This window comes from Pseudomonas sp. dw_358, from assembly GCF_018449655.1.
In the GTDB taxonomy this organism is placed as follows: Bacteria; Pseudomonadota; Gammaproteobacteria; order Pseudomonadales; family Pseudomonadaceae; genus Aquipseudomonas.
The window spans coordinates 102883-121013 of sequence record NZ_JAAVUX010000011.1 but is presented as its reverse complement, the minus strand read 5'-3'; the positions used below and the strand labels follow the sequence as shown (position 1 = coordinate 121013).

General features: G+C 63.0%; 16 protein-coding genes. 8 read left to right on the top strand and 8 right to left on the bottom strand.

Annotation, left to right across the window (positions count from 1 at the left end; all coding sequences use genetic code 11):
• Positions 1-24: 24 nt before the first annotated feature.
• The 5 genes from dusB to HB675_RS17115 all read left to right on the top strand — a co-directional run bounded on the left by dusB (position 25) and on the right by HB675_RS17115 (position 7339).
• On the top strand, positions 25-1038 hold the full coding sequence (gene dusB, locus HB675_RS17135) for a tRNA dihydrouridine synthase DusB (protein ID WP_213879626.1): 1014 nt from the start codon (positions 25-27) through the stop codon (positions 1036-1038).
• Positions 1035-1355 (top strand): DNA-binding transcriptional regulator Fis, encoded by a 321-nt coding sequence (fis, locus tag HB675_RS17130; RefSeq protein WP_008368706.1) that lies wholly within the window; start codon positions 1035-1037, stop codon positions 1353-1355. Before dusB ends, fis begins: the two co-directional genes overlap by 4 nt.
• Before the next feature lie 81 nt (positions 1356-1436).
• Positions 1437-3044, top strand: a complete 1608-nt coding sequence (purH, locus tag HB675_RS17125; RefSeq protein ID WP_213879624.1) for a bifunctional phosphoribosylaminoimidazolecarboxamide formyltransferase/IMP cyclohydrolase — start codon at positions 1437-1439, stop codon at positions 3042-3044.
• Between the two features lie 144 nt (positions 3045-3188).
• Positions 3189-4478, top strand: a complete 1290-nt coding sequence (gene purD / locus HB675_RS17120) for a phosphoribosylamine--glycine ligase (protein ID WP_213879621.1) — start codon at positions 3189-3191, stop codon at positions 4476-4478.
• 92 nt (positions 4479-4570) lie between these two features.
• Positions 4571-7339: a response regulator gene (locus tag HB675_RS17115; protein WP_213879737.1), complete on the top strand. Its 2769-nt coding sequence runs from the start codon at positions 4571-4573 to the stop codon at positions 7337-7339.
• Here HB675_RS17115 and HB675_RS17110 read toward each other — a convergent pair.
• The 6 genes from HB675_RS17110 to cobG all read right to left on the bottom strand — a co-directional run bounded on the left by HB675_RS17110 (position 7336) and on the right by cobG (position 13290).
• Positions 7336-7956 (bottom strand): hypothetical protein, encoded by a 621-nt coding sequence (locus HB675_RS17110; protein WP_213879619.1) that lies wholly within the window; start codon positions 7954-7956, stop codon positions 7336-7338. The genes HB675_RS17115 and HB675_RS17110 overlap by 4 nt on opposite strands.
• 56 nt (positions 7957-8012) lie before the next feature.
• Positions 8013-8741, bottom strand: coding sequence for a hypothetical protein (locus HB675_RS17105; protein ID WP_213879617.1), 729 nt, complete (start codon positions 8739-8741; stop codon positions 8013-8015).
• Positions 8742-8848: 107 nt separating this feature from the next.
• Entirely contained in the window at positions 8849-10552 is a 1704-nt protein-coding gene (gene cobJ, locus HB675_RS17100; RefSeq protein ID WP_213879615.1) for a precorrin-3B C(17)-methyltransferase, read from the bottom strand.
• Positions 10552-11286, bottom strand: coding sequence for a precorrin-2 C(20)-methyltransferase (locus HB675_RS17095; RefSeq protein ID WP_213879613.1), 735 nt, complete (start codon positions 11284-11286; stop codon positions 10552-10554). Before HB675_RS17095 ends, cobJ begins: the two co-directional genes overlap by 1 nt.
• Positions 11283-11909 (bottom strand): precorrin-8X methylmutase, encoded by a 627-nt coding sequence (locus tag HB675_RS17090; RefSeq protein WP_213879611.1) that lies wholly within the window; start codon positions 11907-11909, stop codon positions 11283-11285. The genes HB675_RS17095 and HB675_RS17090 overlap by 4 nt, the downstream gene beginning before the upstream one ends.
• Positions 11902-13290 (bottom strand): precorrin-3B synthase, encoded by a 1389-nt coding sequence (gene cobG / locus HB675_RS17085; RefSeq protein ID WP_213879609.1) that lies wholly within the window; start codon positions 13288-13290, stop codon positions 11902-11904. The genes HB675_RS17090 and cobG overlap by 8 nt, the downstream gene beginning before the upstream one ends.
• A 42-nt stretch (positions 13291-13332) precedes the next feature.
• Between cobG and cbiE the strand changes: the two genes are divergently transcribed.
• From cbiE to HB675_RS17070, 3 genes are read left to right on the top strand one after another with little or no spacing between them, the layout of a single operon-like run.
• Positions 13333-14544, top strand: a complete 1212-nt coding sequence (cbiE, locus tag HB675_RS17080; protein ID WP_213879607.1) for a precorrin-6y C5,15-methyltransferase (decarboxylating) subunit CbiE — start codon at positions 13333-13335, stop codon at positions 14542-14544.
• Positions 14537-15643: a cobalt-precorrin-5B (C(1))-methyltransferase gene (locus HB675_RS17075; protein WP_213879605.1), complete on the top strand. Its 1107-nt coding sequence runs from the start codon at positions 14537-14539 to the stop codon at positions 15641-15643. The genes cbiE and HB675_RS17075 overlap by 8 nt, the downstream gene beginning before the upstream one ends.
• Complete coding sequence (locus tag HB675_RS17070; protein WP_213879603.1) at positions 15640-16353, top strand: cobalt-precorrin-6A reductase; 714 nt, start codon at positions 15640-15642, stop codon at positions 16351-16353. The genes HB675_RS17075 and HB675_RS17070 overlap by 4 nt, the downstream gene beginning before the upstream one ends.
• On the opposite strand, the gene HB675_RS17065 is transcribed toward HB675_RS17070, so the two are convergent.
• The gene (locus HB675_RS17065; protein ID WP_213879601.1) at positions 16343-16732 is read right to left on the bottom strand and encodes a contact-dependent growth inhibition system immunity protein; all 390 of its coding nucleotides are present in this window, start codon (positions 16730-16732) and stop codon (positions 16343-16345) included. The two genes, HB675_RS17070 and HB675_RS17065, sit on opposite strands and share 11 nt — an antisense overlap.
• Positions 16729-17997 (bottom strand): DUF6861 domain-containing protein, encoded by a 1269-nt coding sequence (locus tag HB675_RS17060; protein ID WP_213879599.1) that lies wholly within the window; start codon positions 17995-17997, stop codon positions 16729-16731. The genes HB675_RS17065 and HB675_RS17060 overlap by 4 nt, the downstream gene beginning before the upstream one ends.
• Between the last annotated feature and the right edge of the window lie 134 nt (positions 17998-18131).

The following is an 18131-nucleotide window of genomic DNA, read 5'->3' as shown; positions in this document are numbered from 1 at the left end:
CGGCCCCCACAACAGGGAACTCCTATGTCGGCGGTACGCATCGGCCCGTATACACTGCAGAACTCGCTGATCCTCGCCCCGATGGCGGGCGTCACCGACCAACCTTTTCGGCAATTGTGCAAACGATTGGGAGCCGGCCTGGTGGTGTCGGAAATGGTCAGCAGTGACATGAGCCTGTGGAACACCCGCAAGTCGCGGCTGCGCATGCTGCATGACGGCGATCCCGAGCCACGCTCGGTACAGATCGCTGGCGGCGACGCGCAGATGCTGGCAGCGGCGGCACGTGCCAACGTCGAGATGGGCGCGCAGATCATTGATATCAACATGGGCTGCCCGGCCAAGAAGGTCTGCAACAAGGCCGCTGGCTCCGCGCTGTTGAAGGATGAAGACCTGGTGAAGGAAATTCTTCACGCCGTGGTCGGGGCGGTGGATGTACCGGTGACCTTGAAGATTCGCACCGGTTGGGACCGCAGCAACAAGAATGGCATCACCGTTGCAAAGATTGCCGAGCAGGCCGGCATTACCGCCTTGGCGGTACATGGCCGGACCCGCGCGGACCTGTACACCGGCGAAGCCGAATACGACACCATCGCCGCCATCAAGCAGGCGGTGTCGATTCCGGTCTTCGCCAACGGCGACATCGATTCACCGCAAAAGGCCCGGGCCGTGCTGGATGCCACGGGTGCTGACGGTCTGTTGATCGGCCGGGCCGCCCAAGGGCGGCCATGGATCTTTCGCGAGATCCAGCACTACCTGCAAACCGGCGATTTGTTGCCGGCGCCGCAGTTGACTGAAGTGGAAGGCATCCTGCTGGAGCACCTTGGCGCATTGCACGCCTTCTATGGCGAGGTGATGGGCGTTCGTATTGCCCGCAAGCACGTCGGCTGGTACCTGGCGACCTTGCCGGGCGCCAAGGAGTTTCGCAGCCACTTCAACGCTTTGATCGATACGCAAGAGCAATGCGCCAACGTTCGCCAATTTTTCAGCGAACGCCATGAGAGCCTGGTGACAAGGGACGCAGAGGGTGTGGCCGCATGACGATGATGACTGAGACTTTAGTGAGTGGAACAACGCCCGTGAGCGACAACGTCAACCTGAAACAGCACCTGAACACGCCGAGCGAAGAGGGTCAGACCCTGCGCGGCAGTGTCGAGAAGGCGCTGCACAACTACTTCGCGCACCTTGAGGGCGCGGCCGTCACGGACGTCTACAACCTGGTGCTATCGGAAGTCGAAGCCCCCCTGCTCGAGAGCGTGATGAACTACGTCAAGGGCAACCAGACCAAGGCCAGCGAAATGCTCGGCCTGAATCGCGGTACGCTGCGCAAGAAGCTCAAGCAGTACGATCTGCTGTAAACATCACCCATTTAAAATCAGAAAAGGCGACCTCAGGGTTCGCCTTTTTTGTTGAATCTTCTGTTCAAGATGGAAATCGAGATGACCGATCAGACCACCCGCCTGCCGATCCGCCGCGCGCTTATCAGCGTTTCCGACAAGACCGGCATCGTTGAATTCGCCCGTGAACTGGAAGCCCTCGGCGTCGAGATCCTGTCCACCGGCGGCACCTTCAAACTGCTGCGTGACCATTCGATCGCAGCGGTCGAAGTGGCGGACTACACCGGTTTCGCCGAGATGATGGACGGCCGGGTGAAGACCCTGCACCCGAAAATCCACGGCGGTATTCTCGGTCGTCGCGGCATCGACGATGCCATCATGAGCGAGCACGGCATCAAGCCGATCGACCTGGTGGCCGTCAACCTCTACCCCTTCGAAGCCACCGTGGCCAAGCCCGGTTGCGACCTGCCGACGGCCATCGAGAACATCGACATCGGCGGCCCGACCATGGTCCGTTCGGCAGCGAAGAACCACAAGGACGTGGCCATCGTGGTCAATGCCAGCGACTACACGGGTGTTCTGGAAAGCCTGAAGAACGGCGGCCTGACCTACGCCCAGCGGTTTGACCTGATGCTCAAGGCGTTCGAACACACCAGCGCCTACGACGGCATGATCGCCAACTATTTCGGCACCGTGAGCCAGAGCGCCGAGACCTTGAGCACTGAAGCCCGCAGCGAATTCCCGCGCACCTTCAATAGCCAGTTCTTCAAGGCCCAGGAAATGCGCTACGGCGAGAACCCGCACCAAAAAGCGGCGTTCTACGTGGAAGCCAAGCCAGCCGAAGTGGGCATCGCCACCGCCACCCAACTGCAGGGCAAGGAGCTGTCCTACAACAACGTAGCCGACACTGACGCCGCCCTGGAATGCGTGAAGAGCTTCGTCAAGCCTGCCTGCGTCATCGTCAAGCACGCCAACCCGTGCGGCGTCGCCGTCAGCCCTGATGCCGAAGGCGGGATTCGCCAGGCCTACGAGTTGGCCTACGCCACCGACACCGAGTCGGCGTTCGGCGGCATCATCGCCTTCAACCGCGAGCTGGACGCCGAAACGGCCCGTGCCATCGTCGAGCGTCAGTTCGTCGAGGTGATCATCGCCCCGAGCGTCAGCGAAGAAGCGCGCGCTGTGGTGGCGGCCAAGGCCAACGTTCGCCTGCTGGTCTGCGGCGAGTGGTCCCAGGACCGTGCCGCGGCCTGGGATTACAAGCGGGTCAACGGCGGCCTCCTGGTGCAGAGCCGCGACATCGGCATGATCAGCGCCGATGACTTGAAAGTGGTCACCCAGCGCGCCCCGAGCGAGCAGGAAATCCATGACCTGATCTTCGCCTGGAAAGTGGCCAAGTACGTCAAGTCCAATGCCATCGTCTATGCTCGCAACCGGCAGACCATCGGCGTCGGCGCGGGCCAGATGAGCCGCGTCAATTCGGCCCGTATCGCCGCGATCAAGGCGGAACACGCAGGCTTGCAGGTGGCTGGCTCGGTGATGGCGTCGGATGCGTTCTTCCCGTTCCGCGACGGTATCGACAACGCGGCCAAGGTGGGCATCACGGCGGTGATCCAGCCGGGTGGCTCGATGCGTGATGCCGAGGTGATTGCTGCTGCCGATGAGGCGGGTATCGCGATGGTATTCACCGGCATGCGCCACTTCCGTCACTGATAGACAACGGCCGGCGTAACCCGGACCTGTGGGAGCAAGGCTTCCCTGCGATGGCGTCCTCGAAGAGGTCACCGCAGGCGAACCTTGCGCCCACAAGGATCGGCGCCCGGCCCGTCATGCATTGCGAATTCGAGGTTACAGAACATGAACGTATTGATCATCGGCAGCGGCGGCCGCGAACACGCCCTGGCGTGGAAAGTCGCACAAGACCCCCGCGTCCAGAAAGTCTTCGTGGCCCCGGGCAACGCCGGCACGGCCATCGAAGCCAAGTGCGAGAACGTCGCTATCGACGTGCTGGCCCTTGAGCAACTGGCCGACTTTGCCGAAAAGAATGTCGCGCTGACCATTGTCGGCCCGGAAGTTCCATTGGTGGCAGGTGTGGTCGATCTGTTCCGCAGCCGCGGCCTGGACTGCTTCGGTCCTACCGCCGGCGCCGCCCAGCTGGAGGGCTCGAAAGCCTTCACCAAGGATTTTCTGGCGCGTCACAAGATCCCGACGGCCGACTACCAGAACTTCACCGAAATCGAGCCAGCCCTCGCTTACCTGCGTGAAAAAGGCGCACCCATCGTGATCAAGGCCGATGGCCTGGCGGCCGGCAAAGGCGTGATCGTTGCCATGACCCTGGCCGAGGCCGAGGAAGCCGTGCGCGACATGCTCGCAGGCAACGCCTTTGGCGAGGCCGGTTCACGGGTGGTGATCGAGGAGTTCCTCGACGGCGAAGAAGCCAGCTTCATCGTTATGGTCGACGGCAAGAATGTCTTGCCCATGGCTACCAGCCAGGACCACAAGCGTGTTGGCAATGGCGACAGCGGCCCGAACACCGGCGGCATGGGGGCTTACTCCCCGGCGCCTGTGGTTACCAGCGAAGTGCATCAGCGGGTCATGGACCTGGTGATCTGGCCCACCGTGCGCGGCATGGCCGACGAAGGCAATGTCTACACCGGCTTCCTCTATGCCGGTTTGATGATCGACAAGGCCGGTAACCCGAAGGTCATCGAGTTCAACTGCCGCTTCGGCGACCCGGAAACCCAACCGGTCATGCTGCGCCTGCAATCGAGTCTGGTATTGCTGGTCGAAGCCGCGCTGGCTCAGGCGCTCGACAAAGTCGAAGCGCAATGGGACCCGCGCCCGAGTCTGGGCGTCGTGCTGGCGGCTGGCGGCTACCCGGCAGATTACCGCAAGAGCGACGCCATCCATGGCCTGGATGACGCGGCAGAGTTGCCCGGCAAGGTCTTCCATGCCGGCACCGCGCTGCAAGATGGCCAAGTGGTCACTTCCGGCGGTCGGGTGCTCTGCGCCACGGCGTTGGGCGAGACAGTCGATGCGGCGCAGCAACACGCTTACGCGCTGGTGGAGAAAATCGACTGGCAGGGCTGCTTTTACCGCACCGACATCGGCTATCGCGCCATTGCCCGCGAACGCGGCAAGGCATAAGCGTTTCCGGCAGCAGCCGTTCAGCCTTCGGGCTACGCGGCAGTGGAATGCATCGTTATACTCAAGGCATTCATCTACGAAGGGATTTCGCCGTGGGCTGGCTCAGGACTGCCACAGGATCACTGATCGGGCTGCTGACCCTGCTGTTTGTGCTCACCGCACACGCCGAGCAAGGCAGCGGCTGGTCGATCCTCGTCGACGACCAGGCCAACCTGCAACTCGAAGACCTGCGCTCCGAACGCTTCCTGAACCAATTTGCCCCGGTCCAGCTCGGCAACGTCAACGCCGCCGAGCCTGGCAGCGCCCTGTGGCTGCACTATCGGCTGCAACCGGACGCTCACGAGCAGTTGCTCAAGGTCTTCGCCCCCGATCTCTCTCATCTGGACCTGTTCGTGCTCGATGGCGACCGCGTCGTGCAGCAGGTCCGCAGCGGCGTCGGCATCCCGGACTCCACACCTCGTTTGTCCAACAGCGCACATCTGCTGGCGCTGCCGATCAGTGATCATCCACTGGATATCTACCTGCGCCTGATGTCCGAACATCAGCTGCGTCCGTCCATCAGCCTGCAACCGGCCATCGTCGCTGCGGCCGATCAGCGCCAACCCTTGCTGTTCGGGCTGTTGCTCGGTGCCCTGGCGATGCTGATCTTCCATAACCTGACCCGCTATGCCGCCGCCAACTCAAGCAGCAGCCTGTGGCTGGGCGCAACGCAACTGATGGTCGTGGTCTGCGCGCTGATCCTGATGAATCTCTCCGGCGCCTGGATCACCGCCCTGCATACCGCGCAGACACCCGGCGCCTATCTTAGCGCGCTGATTGCCGCCGTGTGCGCGCTGGTGTTCACTCAACGCTTCTTTGCCCCCAACCCCAGTCGACGCAGGGACCGGGTACTCTATGGCGTGATCGGGGTGATCGGCGTCAGCGGTCTGTTGATGCTGTTTTTCGGCAGCCTGCCGATGAACCTGATGACGTATGGGCTGATCGCCTTGACCACCCTGACGATGCTGGGGATCTCGGCCTGGCAATGGCAGCACGGCAACCGGCCAGCGCGCCTTTTCAGTCTGGGCATGTTGCTGTGCAACCTCGGCTGCCTGGTGATCGTGCCCGCTCTCATCTGGCTGACCCGCACTCCGGCGCAATGGCTTATTTTCGATCTGCTGGCCTGTCTGACCCTGTGCGGCGTCATTCTCAACATGGCCCTCAGCGAGCGCCTGCGTGACATCCGCGAGCACCGCTTCAGCACCAGCCGCGACCTCGCGGCCAGCACAGCGGAAATCAACGCCAAGGCGGAGTTTCTGGCCAAGCTCAGCCATGAGATCCGCACTCCCATGAACGGCGTGCTGGGCATGACCGAGCTGCTTCTGGGCACGCCGCTGTCGGTCAAACAGCGTGACTACGTGCAGACGATTCACAGCGCCGGCAACGAACTGCTCGGTCTGATCAACGAGATTCTCGACATCTCCCGGATCGAGTCAGGGCAGATTGAACTCGATGATGTGCAGTTCGACTTGAACGCACTGCTGGAAGACTGCCTGAATATCTTCCGGGCCAAGGCCGAACAGCAGAACGTCGAGCTCATCAGCTTCACCCAGCCTCAGGTGCCACGGGTCATCAGCGGCGACCCGACGCGCCTGCGCCAGGCGCTGTTGAGCCTGCTGGACAATGCCCTGAAGAAGACCGATCAGGGCGAGATCCTGCTGTCGGTTGCCCTGGACCCTCGCGCCGGGGCCTCGCGCCTGCGTATTTCCGTGCAGGACAGCGGCGAACCGCTGCCGCCCGGAGAACGCGAAGCCTTGCTGCACACCGAGCTGCACAGCAAGGACCTGCTGGCCAGCAATCGTCTGGGGGGGCACCTGGGTCTGGTCATCGCTCGGCAACTGGTGCTGCTGATGCAGGGCGAGTTCGGGATCAAGAGCGGTAACCCCAAGCAAGGTGAGCTGGGCAGCACCTTCTGGCTGAGCCTGCCGTTGGACCCGCACCGCCTGGAACTCCCGGCCGCCGACCTCGATGGTCCGCTACGCGGCGCGCGGGTATTGGTGGTGGACGACAACGAGACCTGCCGCAAGGTATTGGTGCAGCAATGCAGCGCCTGGGGCCTGAATGTCAGTGCTGTGCCGTCAGGCAAGGAGGCGCTGGCGCTGCTACGGACCAAGGCACACCTGCGCGATTATTTCGACGTGGTCCTGCTCGATCAGAACATGCCAGGCATGACCGGCATGCAACTGGCCGCCAAGATCAAGGAAGACCCCAGCCTCAATCACGACATCCTCCTGATCATGCTCACCGGCATCAGCAACGCGCCGAGCAAGGTCATCGCCCGCAACGCCGGCATCAAACGCATTCTGGCCAAACCGGTGGCCGGATACACCTTGCGTACCACGCTGGCCGACGAGTTGATCCAGCGCGGCAAAGGCGAGACATTCCCTGCAGCATCGCCGACGCTGGTCCAGGCCGTGGACGTGCCCAGTGACTTCCGCATTCTCGTGGCAGAAGACAACAGTATCTCCACCAAGGTCATCCGCGGCATGCTCGGCAAGCTCAACCTGGAACCCGATACGGCCAGCAATGGCGAAGAAGCGCTCAAGGCGATGAAAGCTAATCGGTACGATCTGGTGCTGATGGATTGCGAGATGCCGATCCTCGATGGTTTCAGCGCCACGCAGCAACTGCGTGCTTGGGAAGTGGGCAACCAGCGGGTTCGTACCCCTGTTGTCGCCCTGACCGCGCACATTCTCGCCGAGCACAAAGAGCGCGCCCGCCAGGCGGGCATGGATGGACACATGGCCAAACCCATCGAGTTGTCACAGCTGCGCGAGCTGATCGAGCATTGGGTCGGCGAGCGCGAAGCGCAATTGCCTTAAAGCTCCAGGTGCCGGATCCGCTGCATGGCATAGCGTTCGAGATCCTTGCGTACCTGGGCACGGTGCTGGGAAAAACGCTCGGTGCTGAACGTGTAGCTGCCGCCGTTGAACCTGAGGACCAGCTCCCGATTGCGGTCATCGACCTTGCCTGCCACGTGCAGCCCGCACACAAACACCTGCACTTCTCCGGTGGTGTCGCGAATGCACGGCACCACCTGAAAGCTGCCCAGTTGACTGATCTCGCTGCCGCTGCGCAGAAACTCCCGGGCAAATTTGAGAAAACCGGCAGCGTTGAGTGCCTCGATTGCCATTTGCGGCATCCGGGGAGAGCCTCCGCCGCCCACGATACGCAAGCGAATGGGCTTTTCCAGTTCGGCCTGCCGGGTCAAGAACTGCGGCTCGGTAGCAATGACGCCGTGTTCCTTGCAGCCATGCTTGAGCATTCGGTTGCGGTGATAATCGGCCCAGCTTTTCCAGTACACCTGCCGGTTCCAGGTAATACTGGCAAAAATGTCAGCCTGTAACAGCAAATCACTGACGTCCTGTTTCTCCTGTGAAGAAAGTTCTGCGGCGAAAGTTGCCACAGACAATGCTAGCGGTTGATTGGATTGAGTCATGCCCTGTTCTCCCTGATCAGGTGGCCGCCACACAGGGTGTGGCGGCGGGAATAGCCTCAGTTGCCCAGGCTGTATTTCTTCACGGATTTCAGAGCGCGCGAACCCAGTTCCTCGGCCACTTGAGCACGGGCGGAGCTGTACACCGATTGGTTCAGGATCAAGGTGGCATTGCCGTGATGAGTCTTGATGTCGGCCATGTTGAGGTGGGTGAACAACACGCTGGTGACGTTGACGTGAGTGTTGAAGGTCACGGTGCCCAACGCCATGATGATGTCGCCGCCTTCGTTGTAGGTGGTCGAGCCTACGGCGAAGTTGCCACCGTCTGATTGACGCACCTGCTGATCGAAGAATTTGGAGGTGGCTTCATCGGTCTTCAGCGCTGTCACCGATGCAGTGGCAGTCTTCAGTACGTTCAGCGCTGTGGCGCCGGGCAGTACGGCATTGGCGAGCGATGCCTGCAGGATGTCGATGGCGACCTTGTCCATGCTGAAGGTGGTATCGCTGTTGGTGCTTTGGCGGTAGGAGCGGGTCACGAACAACCAGCCCATCTCCTGCATGATGGTGCAGAACAGGTTGTACCAGGCCTCGCCATCCTTGTTGTTGGGGAAGCGATGGGTAGCGGCCAGGCTGGCAAACAGGTAGCTGTTGCGCACGTCTTCCTTGGCCTGGTTATCCATGCCGCCTACGAAGGACAGCAGGGCGTTACCGACAACGGAGGCCTCGGCGCCAGTATCGAGGGTGCGGGCCAATTGGCTCAAGTCAGCCAGCGGATAGCGATTTATCATGATCAGGATTCCTTGCAGATCGAACCCCCTGTGGGTTCGGCAGGCCACCTTAGGCGGCCACCCCGCGCCGTGGCACAGGGAAGCCGCCTACTGGTAGCCTCGCACGGTCAGGAATCAGGCCGTTGACCGTACCAGCGCGGGGTGTAGGTCCAGCTCCCGCCGTCTGCTCGCGGGAAGACGCAGGTGGTGGAAGAACCCACCAGGACCATGGTGCGCATGTCCACCTGATCAGGCGTCAACCGCTCAAGGGTGGTGGTGCGCAAGGTCTGTCCGGGCCGGCCGATATCACGGCCCAGCACCACAGGGGTCATGCCATCCCGATGGGCCGCGACAATCTCCAGCGCCCGCCCCAACTGCCAGGGCCGCGAGCGTGAGATCGGGTTGTAAAAGGCCAGCGCCAGATCGGCCTGGCAGGCCAGTTCCAGTCGTTTTTCGATGATCGCCCAAGGCTTGAGGTTATCCGACAGCGACAACACGCAGAAGTCATGGCCCAACGGTGCGCCCGCCTGAGCAGCCGTCGCGAGCGAGGCCGAAACCCCCGGTAAAATCTGCACATCGACGTTGTGCCAGTCACTTTCATGGGACTCGTGCAAGGCTTCGAGTACCGCCGCTGCCATGGCAAAGACCCCAGGGTCGCCAGACGACACCACCACCACCGAGCGCCCTTGGCTGGCAAGCTCGAAAGCATGCCGGGCGCGTTGCATTTCTTCGCGGTTATCGGTGCAGTGCAGCACCTGGTCGGGACGAAACGGACCGGCCATACGCACATAGGTCTCGTAGCCCAGCACATCATCGGCTTGCGCCAACTCGGTCTTGACCGCCGGCACCATCAGGTCGGCAGCGCCAGGGCCCAGACCAATGACCGCCAGACGCCCACGACGCTGGCCGATGGTCCGGGCATCAATGGGTTGCGAGGCCACCACCAAGGCCAGATCCGTGTTCGCCACGACCGGCAGTGAGTCCGGCAAGGCCCGAACGGCCAGTTCGCCCGCGTCGCCCGGCCCGTCGACAAATCGCAACGGCACGCCCAGTTCGGCCGCCGCCTGCGCCAATGCCGGATGGGCCATCGCACTACGAGCCGCCACCAGGCAAGCCAGCGCCGGCAAGGCAAGCTTCCGGTCCTGCAAGGCCTGGCGCACCGCTGTCACTGCGTTGTTCAGGTCGGCGCCCACAGCCACCAACACATTACGCGGGTAGATCAACAACTCGTGGGGCGACGGCGCGCGTTCCGAACTGCCCACATGAATGCTCAGGCGCGCCTGATGGTCATGGGGCAGGTTGGCGCTGTCCAGCCAAGGGGCGGCCCCTTCGATGCGCACGCTCTCGCCCGCCAGCAGGTCCGAAACAAAACGCTTGCCTTGCTCCAGGTCGGCCAGCGCATAACCGTCAGGCGGATTGAGCAGGCAGGTGCCGAAACGCAGTTCGCCGCTGGTGGTGATGGCCGGCGCCACGCCCAGAGTCGCGGCGATCTCCCGCGCCATCAAATTCACTCCACCCAGACCGCCCAACAGCGGTACCACGGCGCTGCCGTCTTCGGCCACGGCCAGTACCGGCGGCTCGGCGCCCTTTTCCAGCAATTCGCTGGCCAGGGTCCGGATCACGATACCGGCGGCACAGAGGGCGATGATCGGAGTGTCGTTGCGATACAACTGGCGCAAGGTGGTACCGAACTCGTCATAGAGTCGATCCGCACCCTCGACCCGTCCCGTCAGGCCGTGGATCATGGCATCCGGATAGCACTGTTGCAGGCGGCGCGCAGTTTCCAGGCTGCCGCTGCCCAGTACGACGATGGCCGGCGTCTGACGGGCCATCAACCTTGCCACCTTTGGCCAGGTACGATAATCAGCGAGAAATAGGGCGACGACATCGGATCGACGTCCGCCAGGGCCACCACTTTCTGATTGGCCATGGTAGCCCGCTCGACATACAGCGCGCGCTCGGCCAGGCCCAGTTCCGTCAAGACCGTGCGGACCTTGGGAAAGTTACGCCCCAGCTTCATGATCACCGCCGCATCCGCATCGGCCAGCCGTCGCTTGAGCTCATCGGCCGGCAAGACGCCCGACAACACCGACAGGCTCTGATTGCGATAGACCAGAGGCGCCCCGAGCACCGCCGCACCGCCCAGCATCGAGCACACGCCCGGAATCACTTGAGCTTCATAGCGCTCGGCCAGGCGATCGTGCAGGTACATGTAGGAGCCGTAGAACATCGGGTCCCCTTCACAGATCACCGCCACGTCGCGACCGCCATCCAGATGGGCCGCCACCTCGACGCTGGCGCTGTCATAGAAGTCGCTGATCACCTGTTCATAGGACAAGGGCGCGGGCAGCGCCTCGGTGGTCACTGGGTACACCAGCGGCAGCAAATGCTGGGCATCCTGCAGATGCGCCTCGATGATGCCGAAGGCATTGCCCTTCTTGCCCTTGGCAACGAAGTACGCCACCACCGGCGACTCGCGCAGCAGGCGCAAGGCTTTGACGGTGATCAGTTCAGGATCGCCGGGACCGACGCCGAGCCCCAGCAAACGTCCACGAGGCGACATCATTCAACCTCCGTGGCCAGGGCATTGATCGCTGCAGCCGCCATGGCGCTGCCGCCCCGGCGGCCTTGCATGATGACAAAAGGCACGCCACGACTATCAGCCGCCAACATCGCCTTGGATTCCGCCGCCCCGACGAAGCCCACGGGAAACCCGAGGATCAGCGCAGGCTTCGGCGCGCCGGCATCGATCATTTCCAGCAGGTAGAACAGCGCCGTCGGCGCATTGCCGATCACCACCACCGCGCCCGCCAGATGCGGGCGCCATAGTTCGAGCGCCGCAGCCGAGCGGGTATTGCCCAGTTCCCGCGCCAGCTCCGGCACGCCTTCTTGTTTGAGGGTGCAGATCACCGGGTTATTGGCGGGCAGCCGCGCGCGAGTCACGCCCTCGGCCACCATATGAGCATCGCAGAGGATCGGCGCACCCGCAGCCAGGGCATCACGCCCGGCCTTGCCGGCACCAGGAGAAAAGCGCAGGTCCTCCACCACCTCGACCATGCCGCAGGCGTGGATCACCCGCACAGCCAGCTTTTCGAGGTCGGCGGGGATACCGACCAGATTCGCTTCGGCGCGGATGATGGCGAAGGAATTGCGATAGATCTCCTGACCATCGCGGATGTACTCAATCATGGGTGTCGCTCCGTGAGCAGCCGAGCCTTGCTGCGGCCGCATCCAGTGAAAGGTGGCGCGCCTGCAGGGTGCCGAAGCCCTCGCCCGAGGCGTCGCGAACATACAGATCATAAAAGCCCTCGCCCACCGCCAGCAGCGTGCTGGCGGCGCTGTGGGCACAGGCGCAGGAGCGTGTGCAACCGCTCAAATGCACCTCCTGTGCAACGGGCAGGCGTGCAGCCAGACGCAGGGCGTCGGCCTTGGTATCGGCCAGGCCTTTGGCGCAGCCGGCCGAACCGGTGCACGCGCGCAGTTGCGCAAGAGGCGCCGCGGGGTCCGGCAACAGGCCCAGGTCGCGCAGTTTCTCGACAAGGGACGCTGCATCCTCGCGGCGGACGTGTGTCAGCAGCACTCCCTGCCAGGGCGTCATACGCATACGCCCATCGCCGTACTGCCGAGCCAGCCGTGCCAGACCACGCAACATCGACACATCAACACGCCCCAACGGAGCACCGGCGCCGACGCCCACCCACCCGGACTCGGATTGCGAATGAACAGCCAACGGCTCGGCGCAAGCGGCGGTCCGTTCGAAGTTCGCGGCCAAAAACGTCACGGGGCTTTCCTGCAGGAGCCCGCGAAGCCCCCGACTGGCCTGTTCCAGATCCCGCATCCGCCCCTGCTCCGGCGTCGCCAGGTGCACAAACCGCTCCAGCACCGCCATGACCAGGTCGTGCCCATCCTCGAACGCCACCGCCACGTCACTGCCGTCCAACGGGCTGCCTGCCAGGCCGACGGCCCAGACCACTCGCCCCTCCAGCGTCATGGCCGACAACCACAGGTCGTGGTGATGCCCGAGCATCGTCAGTGCCTCACCTCCATCGAGCTGCACCGCGAACTTGGCGGACAGCTGGTGCAGGGCGGTGCGCTGTTCCAGACTCTGCAGGATTCGCGCGGCCAACGGCCCGGTGTCCGCCAGCCGCTGCGGATCGAGATCAGCCATCGGACTGAGCATCAGGTTACGCACGTCATCGGCGGCCGCATGACGAGGCCCCAGGCCTGCCGCCAGCAATTGCTCGGCCAGCTTTTCGGCGTCGGCACCGATCCCGCGCAGTTGCAGATTGCTGCGATTGGTCACCTCGATCACGCCGCTGGCGTAACGCTCGGCCGCGGCGGCGATGGCCTCGGCCTGAATCGCCGTCAGTACACCACCGGGCAGCTTGATCCGGCACAGCCCGCCATCGCGCGCCCGGACAACCCGCAGCAACCCCGGACAAGCCGAGGGGCGCGGGCTCGAAGCCGGGGGGAAAGCCGAGGCGGGCTCGTTCAAAAGGTCACCAGAGATCGTCGAAAAAAAGCTGGAAGGAGCAAGGCGCGGTATTATGCCTGCTTTGTTCGGCGGCATGAAAAGCCTGCTGGTCGGATTGCGTTGTCATGAGGAGAATTCATGTCGCCCTGGTTGACTGTGGTGGGCATCGGTGAGGACGGCTATGCCGGGCTGGGCAAGAATGCCCGACGTGCGCTGCTGGGCGCCCACCGGGTGTTCGGCAGCCCGCGACAGCTGGCCTTGCTGCCGCCGTGCATCAGCGCCGAGCAGCAGCCGTGGCCCAGCCCGTTCAGCGTGGAGCCGGTACTGGCCTTGCAGGGGGACCCGGTCTGTGTGCTGGCCAGCGGCGATCCTATGCTCTACGGCGTCGGCGCCAGCCTGGCCCGCCAGGTCGACAGCAATGCCATGACGGTACTGCCTTCACCGTCCTCCTTTTCCTTGGCCGCTGCCCGGCTCGGCTGGCCCTTGCAGGAAGTCACCACGCTCTCGGTGGTCGCCCGCCCGCTGGCAGCCGTGATACCTCATCTGGCCAGCGGGGTGCGCCTGCTGGTGCTGAGCAACGACGCCCACAGCCCTGGGGCACTGGCCAGCCAGCTGACCCGCCAGGGCTTCGGCCCCAGCCGCCTGACCGTGCTCGAACACCTGGGCGGCAGTACCGAGCGCCGCCTCGAAGGCCGCGCCGAGGCCTGGCCGCACCCGCCAGGCGCCGACCTCAACCTAGTGGCCATCGACTGCCTCGCCAGCCCTGATGCCCCACGCCTGTCGCGTCTGGCCGGGCTGCCGGACCACGCCTACCGCCACGATGGGCAGATCACCAAGCGCGATGTGCGCGCCGTTACCTTGGCACGCCTGGCCCCGCAGCCGGGGGAACTGCTATGGGACGTGGGCGCCGGTAGCGGCTCGATCGGCATCGAATGGATGCGGACCCACCCCGCCTGCCGCGCCCTGGCCATCGAGGCCGATGACGGCCGCCAGGCCCTGATCGAACATAACCGCGACGCCCTCGGTGTGCCCGGCCTGCAACTGGTTCGCGGCCGCGCGCCCCAAGCCCTGGAAGGGCTCGAGGCCCCCGATGCGGTATTCATTGGCGGCGGCGTGACCCGCGAAGGCGTGCTGGAGGCCTGCTGGCAAAGGCTCAAGCCGGGCGGACGCCTGGTGGCCAACGCGGTGACCCTGCAAAGCGAGCTGACTCTGGCCCACTGGCGCGAACGCCACGGCGGCGAGCTGACCCGCATCCACATCGCTCAGGCGCAGCCCTTGGGCGAATTCGACACCTGGCGCCAGGCCCTGCCCATTACCCTGCTCGACCTGGTGAAACCTGTTGATGCGTGACGAGACTGGCGAACAGCCTGCGCCGTTACGCAGCGGCCTGACCACCGGCAGCTGCGCCACTGCCACGAGTCTCGCGGCAGCGCGCCTGCTGCTGGGCAATGTGGCCAGTGATGCCGTGCAGATCGTCCTGCCCAAGGGCAAGCAAGTGACCCTGCGGCTGGAGTTCTGCCGGCTGACGGGCGACGGTGCCGAGGCCGGTACGTTGAAAGATGCCGGTGACGACCCCGACGTCACCCATGGCGCCCTGCTATACAGCCAGGTTCGCCTGAGTGCCGAACCCGGCGTGTGCTTTTTCGCCGGTACCGGGGTGGGCACGGTGACCCGCCCCGGGCTGGTCCTGGCCGTGGGCGAACCGGCGATCAACCCAGTGCCACGGCGCATGATGACCGAGCACCTCACGCAGCTGGCTGCCGAGCACGGCTACAGCGGCGGTTTCGAGGTCACGATCAACGTCGAGAACGGTGAAGCCCTGGCCCTGAAAACCATGAACCCGCGCCTGGGCATTCTCGGCGGCCTGTCGATCCTGGGCACCAGCGGTATCGTCCGGCCATTCTCCTGCGCCGCCTACATCGCCTCTATCCATCAAGGCATCGATGTTGCCAGCACCAACGGCTACCAGCACATCGCTGCTTGCACCGGCAACGCCAGCGAGGACACCATGCGCCAGGTTTACGCGTTGCCCGACATTGCCCTGATCGAAATGGGCGACTTCGTCGGTGCCGTGCTCAAACACCTGCGCAAGGTGCCCGTGGCACGCCTGAGCCTGTGCGGCGGCTTCGGCAAGATCAGCAAACTCGCTGCTGGCCACATGGACCTGCACAGCCGTCATTCGAGCATAGATCTGGAGCAGTTGGCCGACTGGGCCGCGGCCCTCGGCGCCAGCATCGAGTTGCAGGCGCAGATCCGCCAGGCCAACACCAGTCAGCAAGCCTTGGCCATGGCCAGTGCCGAGGGCATCGGCTTGGGTGACGCCGTGTGCGCCCACGCCCTGGCTTTCGCCCGCAGCGTGGTGCCGGACCAGGTCAGCGTCGAGGTATTTGCCATCGACCGCCAAGGCGGCATCGTCGGCCACGCCGACAGCCGCGCGGTGGCCCCATGAAGCGCATCCTGCTGCTGGGCGGTGTCACAGAGGCACTGGCCATCGCCCGCACCTTGGGCCCGGAACATATCTACAGCCTCGCCGGTATCGGCCGCGTGCCGACCGACCTGCGCTGCCAACTGCGCGTAGGCGGCTATGGTGGCGCCGAAGGCCTGGCTGCCTACTTGCGCGAGCAACGCATCGACCTGCTGCTGGACGCGACCCACCCGTACGCCGCCCAGATCAGCCACAACGCCGCGCTGGCCGCGCGCGCGGCCGGTATCGAACTCTGGGCATTGCGCCGCCCCACCTGGCACCCGCAGCCGGGCGATGATTGGCGGGCAGTGGCCGACTGGCCCGAGCTGGTAGAAGCACTGGCGCCGTTCGAGCGCCCGCTGTTCACTCTCGGCCGCGAACCGCTACAACACATTCACCAGATTCCGCCCCACCAGTTCTGGACCCTGCGCTCCCTGGACAGCTACCCCGGCAACCACCAGTGCGAAATCATCGGCGCCCGCGGACCGTTTGTGCTGGAAGAGGAACGTGTCCTGTTCGACCGCCGACGCATCGACGTGCTGATCAGCAAGAACAGCGGCAGTGGCGCCACCGAGCCCAAGCTGCAAGTGGCCCGCGAGCGCGGCCTGCCGGTGCTGATTCTGGCAAGGCCGGCGTTGCCGGTGGCCGACCGGGAGTGGTATTCGGTTGCCGAATTGCTGGAGTCTATGCGCTGAGGGCTTGAGTAAACTTAAAAATATCGCTTTTCAAGTCAGTATCAATTATACCGTCGTCTATCTCGCTCAAGGCATATGCCGCCTTTCGAGCAAGCTCTGCATTATCTCGCCAGTACTTGGCCTGCAGAGTTGCTAAAGCTGCGATCAGCTCTCCATCGTACCTGTCACCTGCTAAAGCATCATCAGTGAGCAAGGACACTGCGCGGGGCAATACCTCCAACACGTAGAGTTCTTGTCTAAGCGCACGACAGACATCGCCCACGTCCAAAGCACAGAGCGGAACATCGCGTACGGTGGAGTACCACTGTGTCAGAGACGATGGATTAGCCTCAGGCTGCCAGTTGGAGCCCTGCGCTACTTCTAATTCACGAAATGTCATATCCCTGCACCATTCAAGGCCGACTCAATGCGTCGGATAGTAGCGAGTGCTTGATGACGCGCATTGACTGCGACGGGTTCACTCAAGCCCTTAAGTGTTTGCGCATGATTTCGCAACCCCCGAAGTATATCACTCATTTCTTTCATATGATCCCAGTATCCACCGTTCGCTTTCGGAACAGGATGGCCAGCCATATCTTTGAGCGCACCTTCAATATCACTGTCCTTGAAGCCTTTTAAAATCTTATCAATCTTGCTGATCGCCCGTAGCTGACCCTGACTCAGCTGGGCCCGAGGTAAAACCAGGCCACCTCCAGTGCCCCCTTCGGTAGCAGGCGGGGCCGATTTCAGGGTCGAACTACCCAGAGATCGCCACTCTTCTGGAGAGATGTTATAGGGCGCCTTAGTTGCGTTTAATGCGCGCACTTCCAACAAAGAATGCTGATTTTTAGTCAGCCAAGCTGCGAACTGCTTATTCTTCACTTCAGCCAGCAACAATGCTGACTGCATCTGGACCTGATCAGCCATACCAACCAGACTATTCTTGATCGAGCCGCGACTCAGGTAGCTGACCACGGCCGTCAAGAGCCATATCACCATTTGTTCCTGTGCCTGCGCCAGTTTATGAGCAGCCTGTTGGACGAATCGGTGTTCTCGAGCTGCCGCGCCACCCGTAGGATCGGTACCCGGGGACATATCCTTATCGGGTGCTCGCCACGCCATTGTGATGCCTTCAAACAATAATCCTGTCCAGGCGGTGCCACCAACAACCAAGTAGCTTGCAAGGCCGCTCAGACCCATCGCCGAAAGCATCCAGCCTCCCAAGTGCCCGCCTGCCAGTGATCCCGCGACCCCGCCGGGAAGCGCACCGACACCTCCGGCGAGTGAGCCGACCGCAGCGCCCCCAAGCGCTCCGGCAGCGATGCTCGCACTCATGACCATCGCCACTTGCTTGGTCAAATCCAAAAGCACATCCACAACCTGCGAGATTTCAATGCCTTTCAGTTGTTGGATTAGAATATGCCGGGCAAGCGGATAGGATTCTTCCAGCGCTTCGCGAAGACAAGCCACTCGGCGTCCACCGAGGCGATTATAGATATGGTCCAGACCGTCGTGAATACGATGGCTGAGCCCACTCCATCCGCCTTGCCATCCCAGGCTTGCATCGTCATCAATCCGAGCCAGCATTTGCCCTATTTGCACAGCATTATGGTTGAGGTCACGTTCAATTTCCCCCCAGTTAGCCACAGGTATTTCGTAATTCATAACATTGCTTTCCATCGCCCGATATTAAATCTACCGCCCACACGATCACCAAAAAACAACATATAGAGCCGCCCTCTCGCGCCGAATCATTCTGAAAGCCCAGCGCTTTGCTCAGGGAAAAGATCTATCTATTG

What these genes read in the sequence shown, in the direction of transcription:
- dusB (WP_213879626.1), top strand. Translation starts at nt 25, where the DNA reads ATGTCGGCGGTACGCATCGGCCCGTATACACTGCAGAACTCGCTGATC.
- fis (WP_008368706.1), top strand. Translation starts at nt 1,035, where the DNA reads ATGACGATGATGACTGAGACTTTAGTGAGTGGAACAACGCCCGTGAGC.
- purH (WP_213879624.1), top strand. Translation starts at nt 1,437, where the DNA reads ATGACCGATCAGACCACCCGCCTGCCGATCCGCCGCGCGCTTATCAGC.
- purD (WP_213879621.1), top strand. Translation starts at nt 3,189, where the DNA reads ATGAACGTATTGATCATCGGCAGCGGCGGCCGCGAACACGCCCTGGCG.
- HB675_RS17110 (WP_213879619.1), bottom strand. Translation starts at nt 7,956, where the DNA reads ATGACTCAATCCAATCAACCGCTAGCATTGTCTGTGGCAACTTTCGCC.
- HB675_RS17105 (WP_213879617.1), bottom strand. Translation starts at nt 8,741, where the DNA reads ATGATAAATCGCTATCCGCTGGCTGACTTGAGCCAATTGGCCCGCACC.
- cobJ (WP_213879615.1), bottom strand. Translation starts at nt 10,552, where the DNA reads ATGGCCCGTCAGACGCCGGCCATCGTCGTACTGGGCAGCGGCAGCCTG.
- HB675_RS17095 (WP_213879613.1), bottom strand. Translation starts at nt 11,286, where the DNA reads ATGATGTCGCCTCGTGGACGTTTGCTGGGGCTCGGCGTCGGTCCCGGC.
- HB675_RS17090 (WP_213879611.1), bottom strand. Translation starts at nt 11,909, where the DNA reads ATGATTGAGTACATCCGCGATGGTCAGGAGATCTATCGCAATTCCTTC.
- cobG (WP_213879609.1), bottom strand. Translation starts at nt 13,290, where the DNA reads ATGCCGCCGAACAAAGCAGGCATAATACCGCGCCTTGCTCCTTCCAGC.
- cbiE (WP_213879607.1), top strand. Translation starts at nt 13,333, where the DNA reads ATGTCGCCCTGGTTGACTGTGGTGGGCATCGGTGAGGACGGCTATGCC.
- HB675_RS17075 (WP_213879605.1), top strand. Translation starts at nt 14,537, where the DNA reads ATGCGTGACGAGACTGGCGAACAGCCTGCGCCGTTACGCAGCGGCCTG.
- HB675_RS17070 (WP_213879603.1), top strand. Translation starts at nt 15,640, where the DNA reads ATGAAGCGCATCCTGCTGCTGGGCGGTGTCACAGAGGCACTGGCCATC.
- HB675_RS17065 (WP_213879601.1), bottom strand. Translation starts at nt 16,732, where the DNA reads ATGACATTTCGTGAATTAGAAGTAGCGCAGGGCTCCAACTGGCAGCCT.
- HB675_RS17060 (WP_213879599.1), bottom strand. Translation starts at nt 17,997, where the DNA reads ATGAATTACGAAATACCTGTGGCTAACTGGGGGGAAATTGAACGTGAC.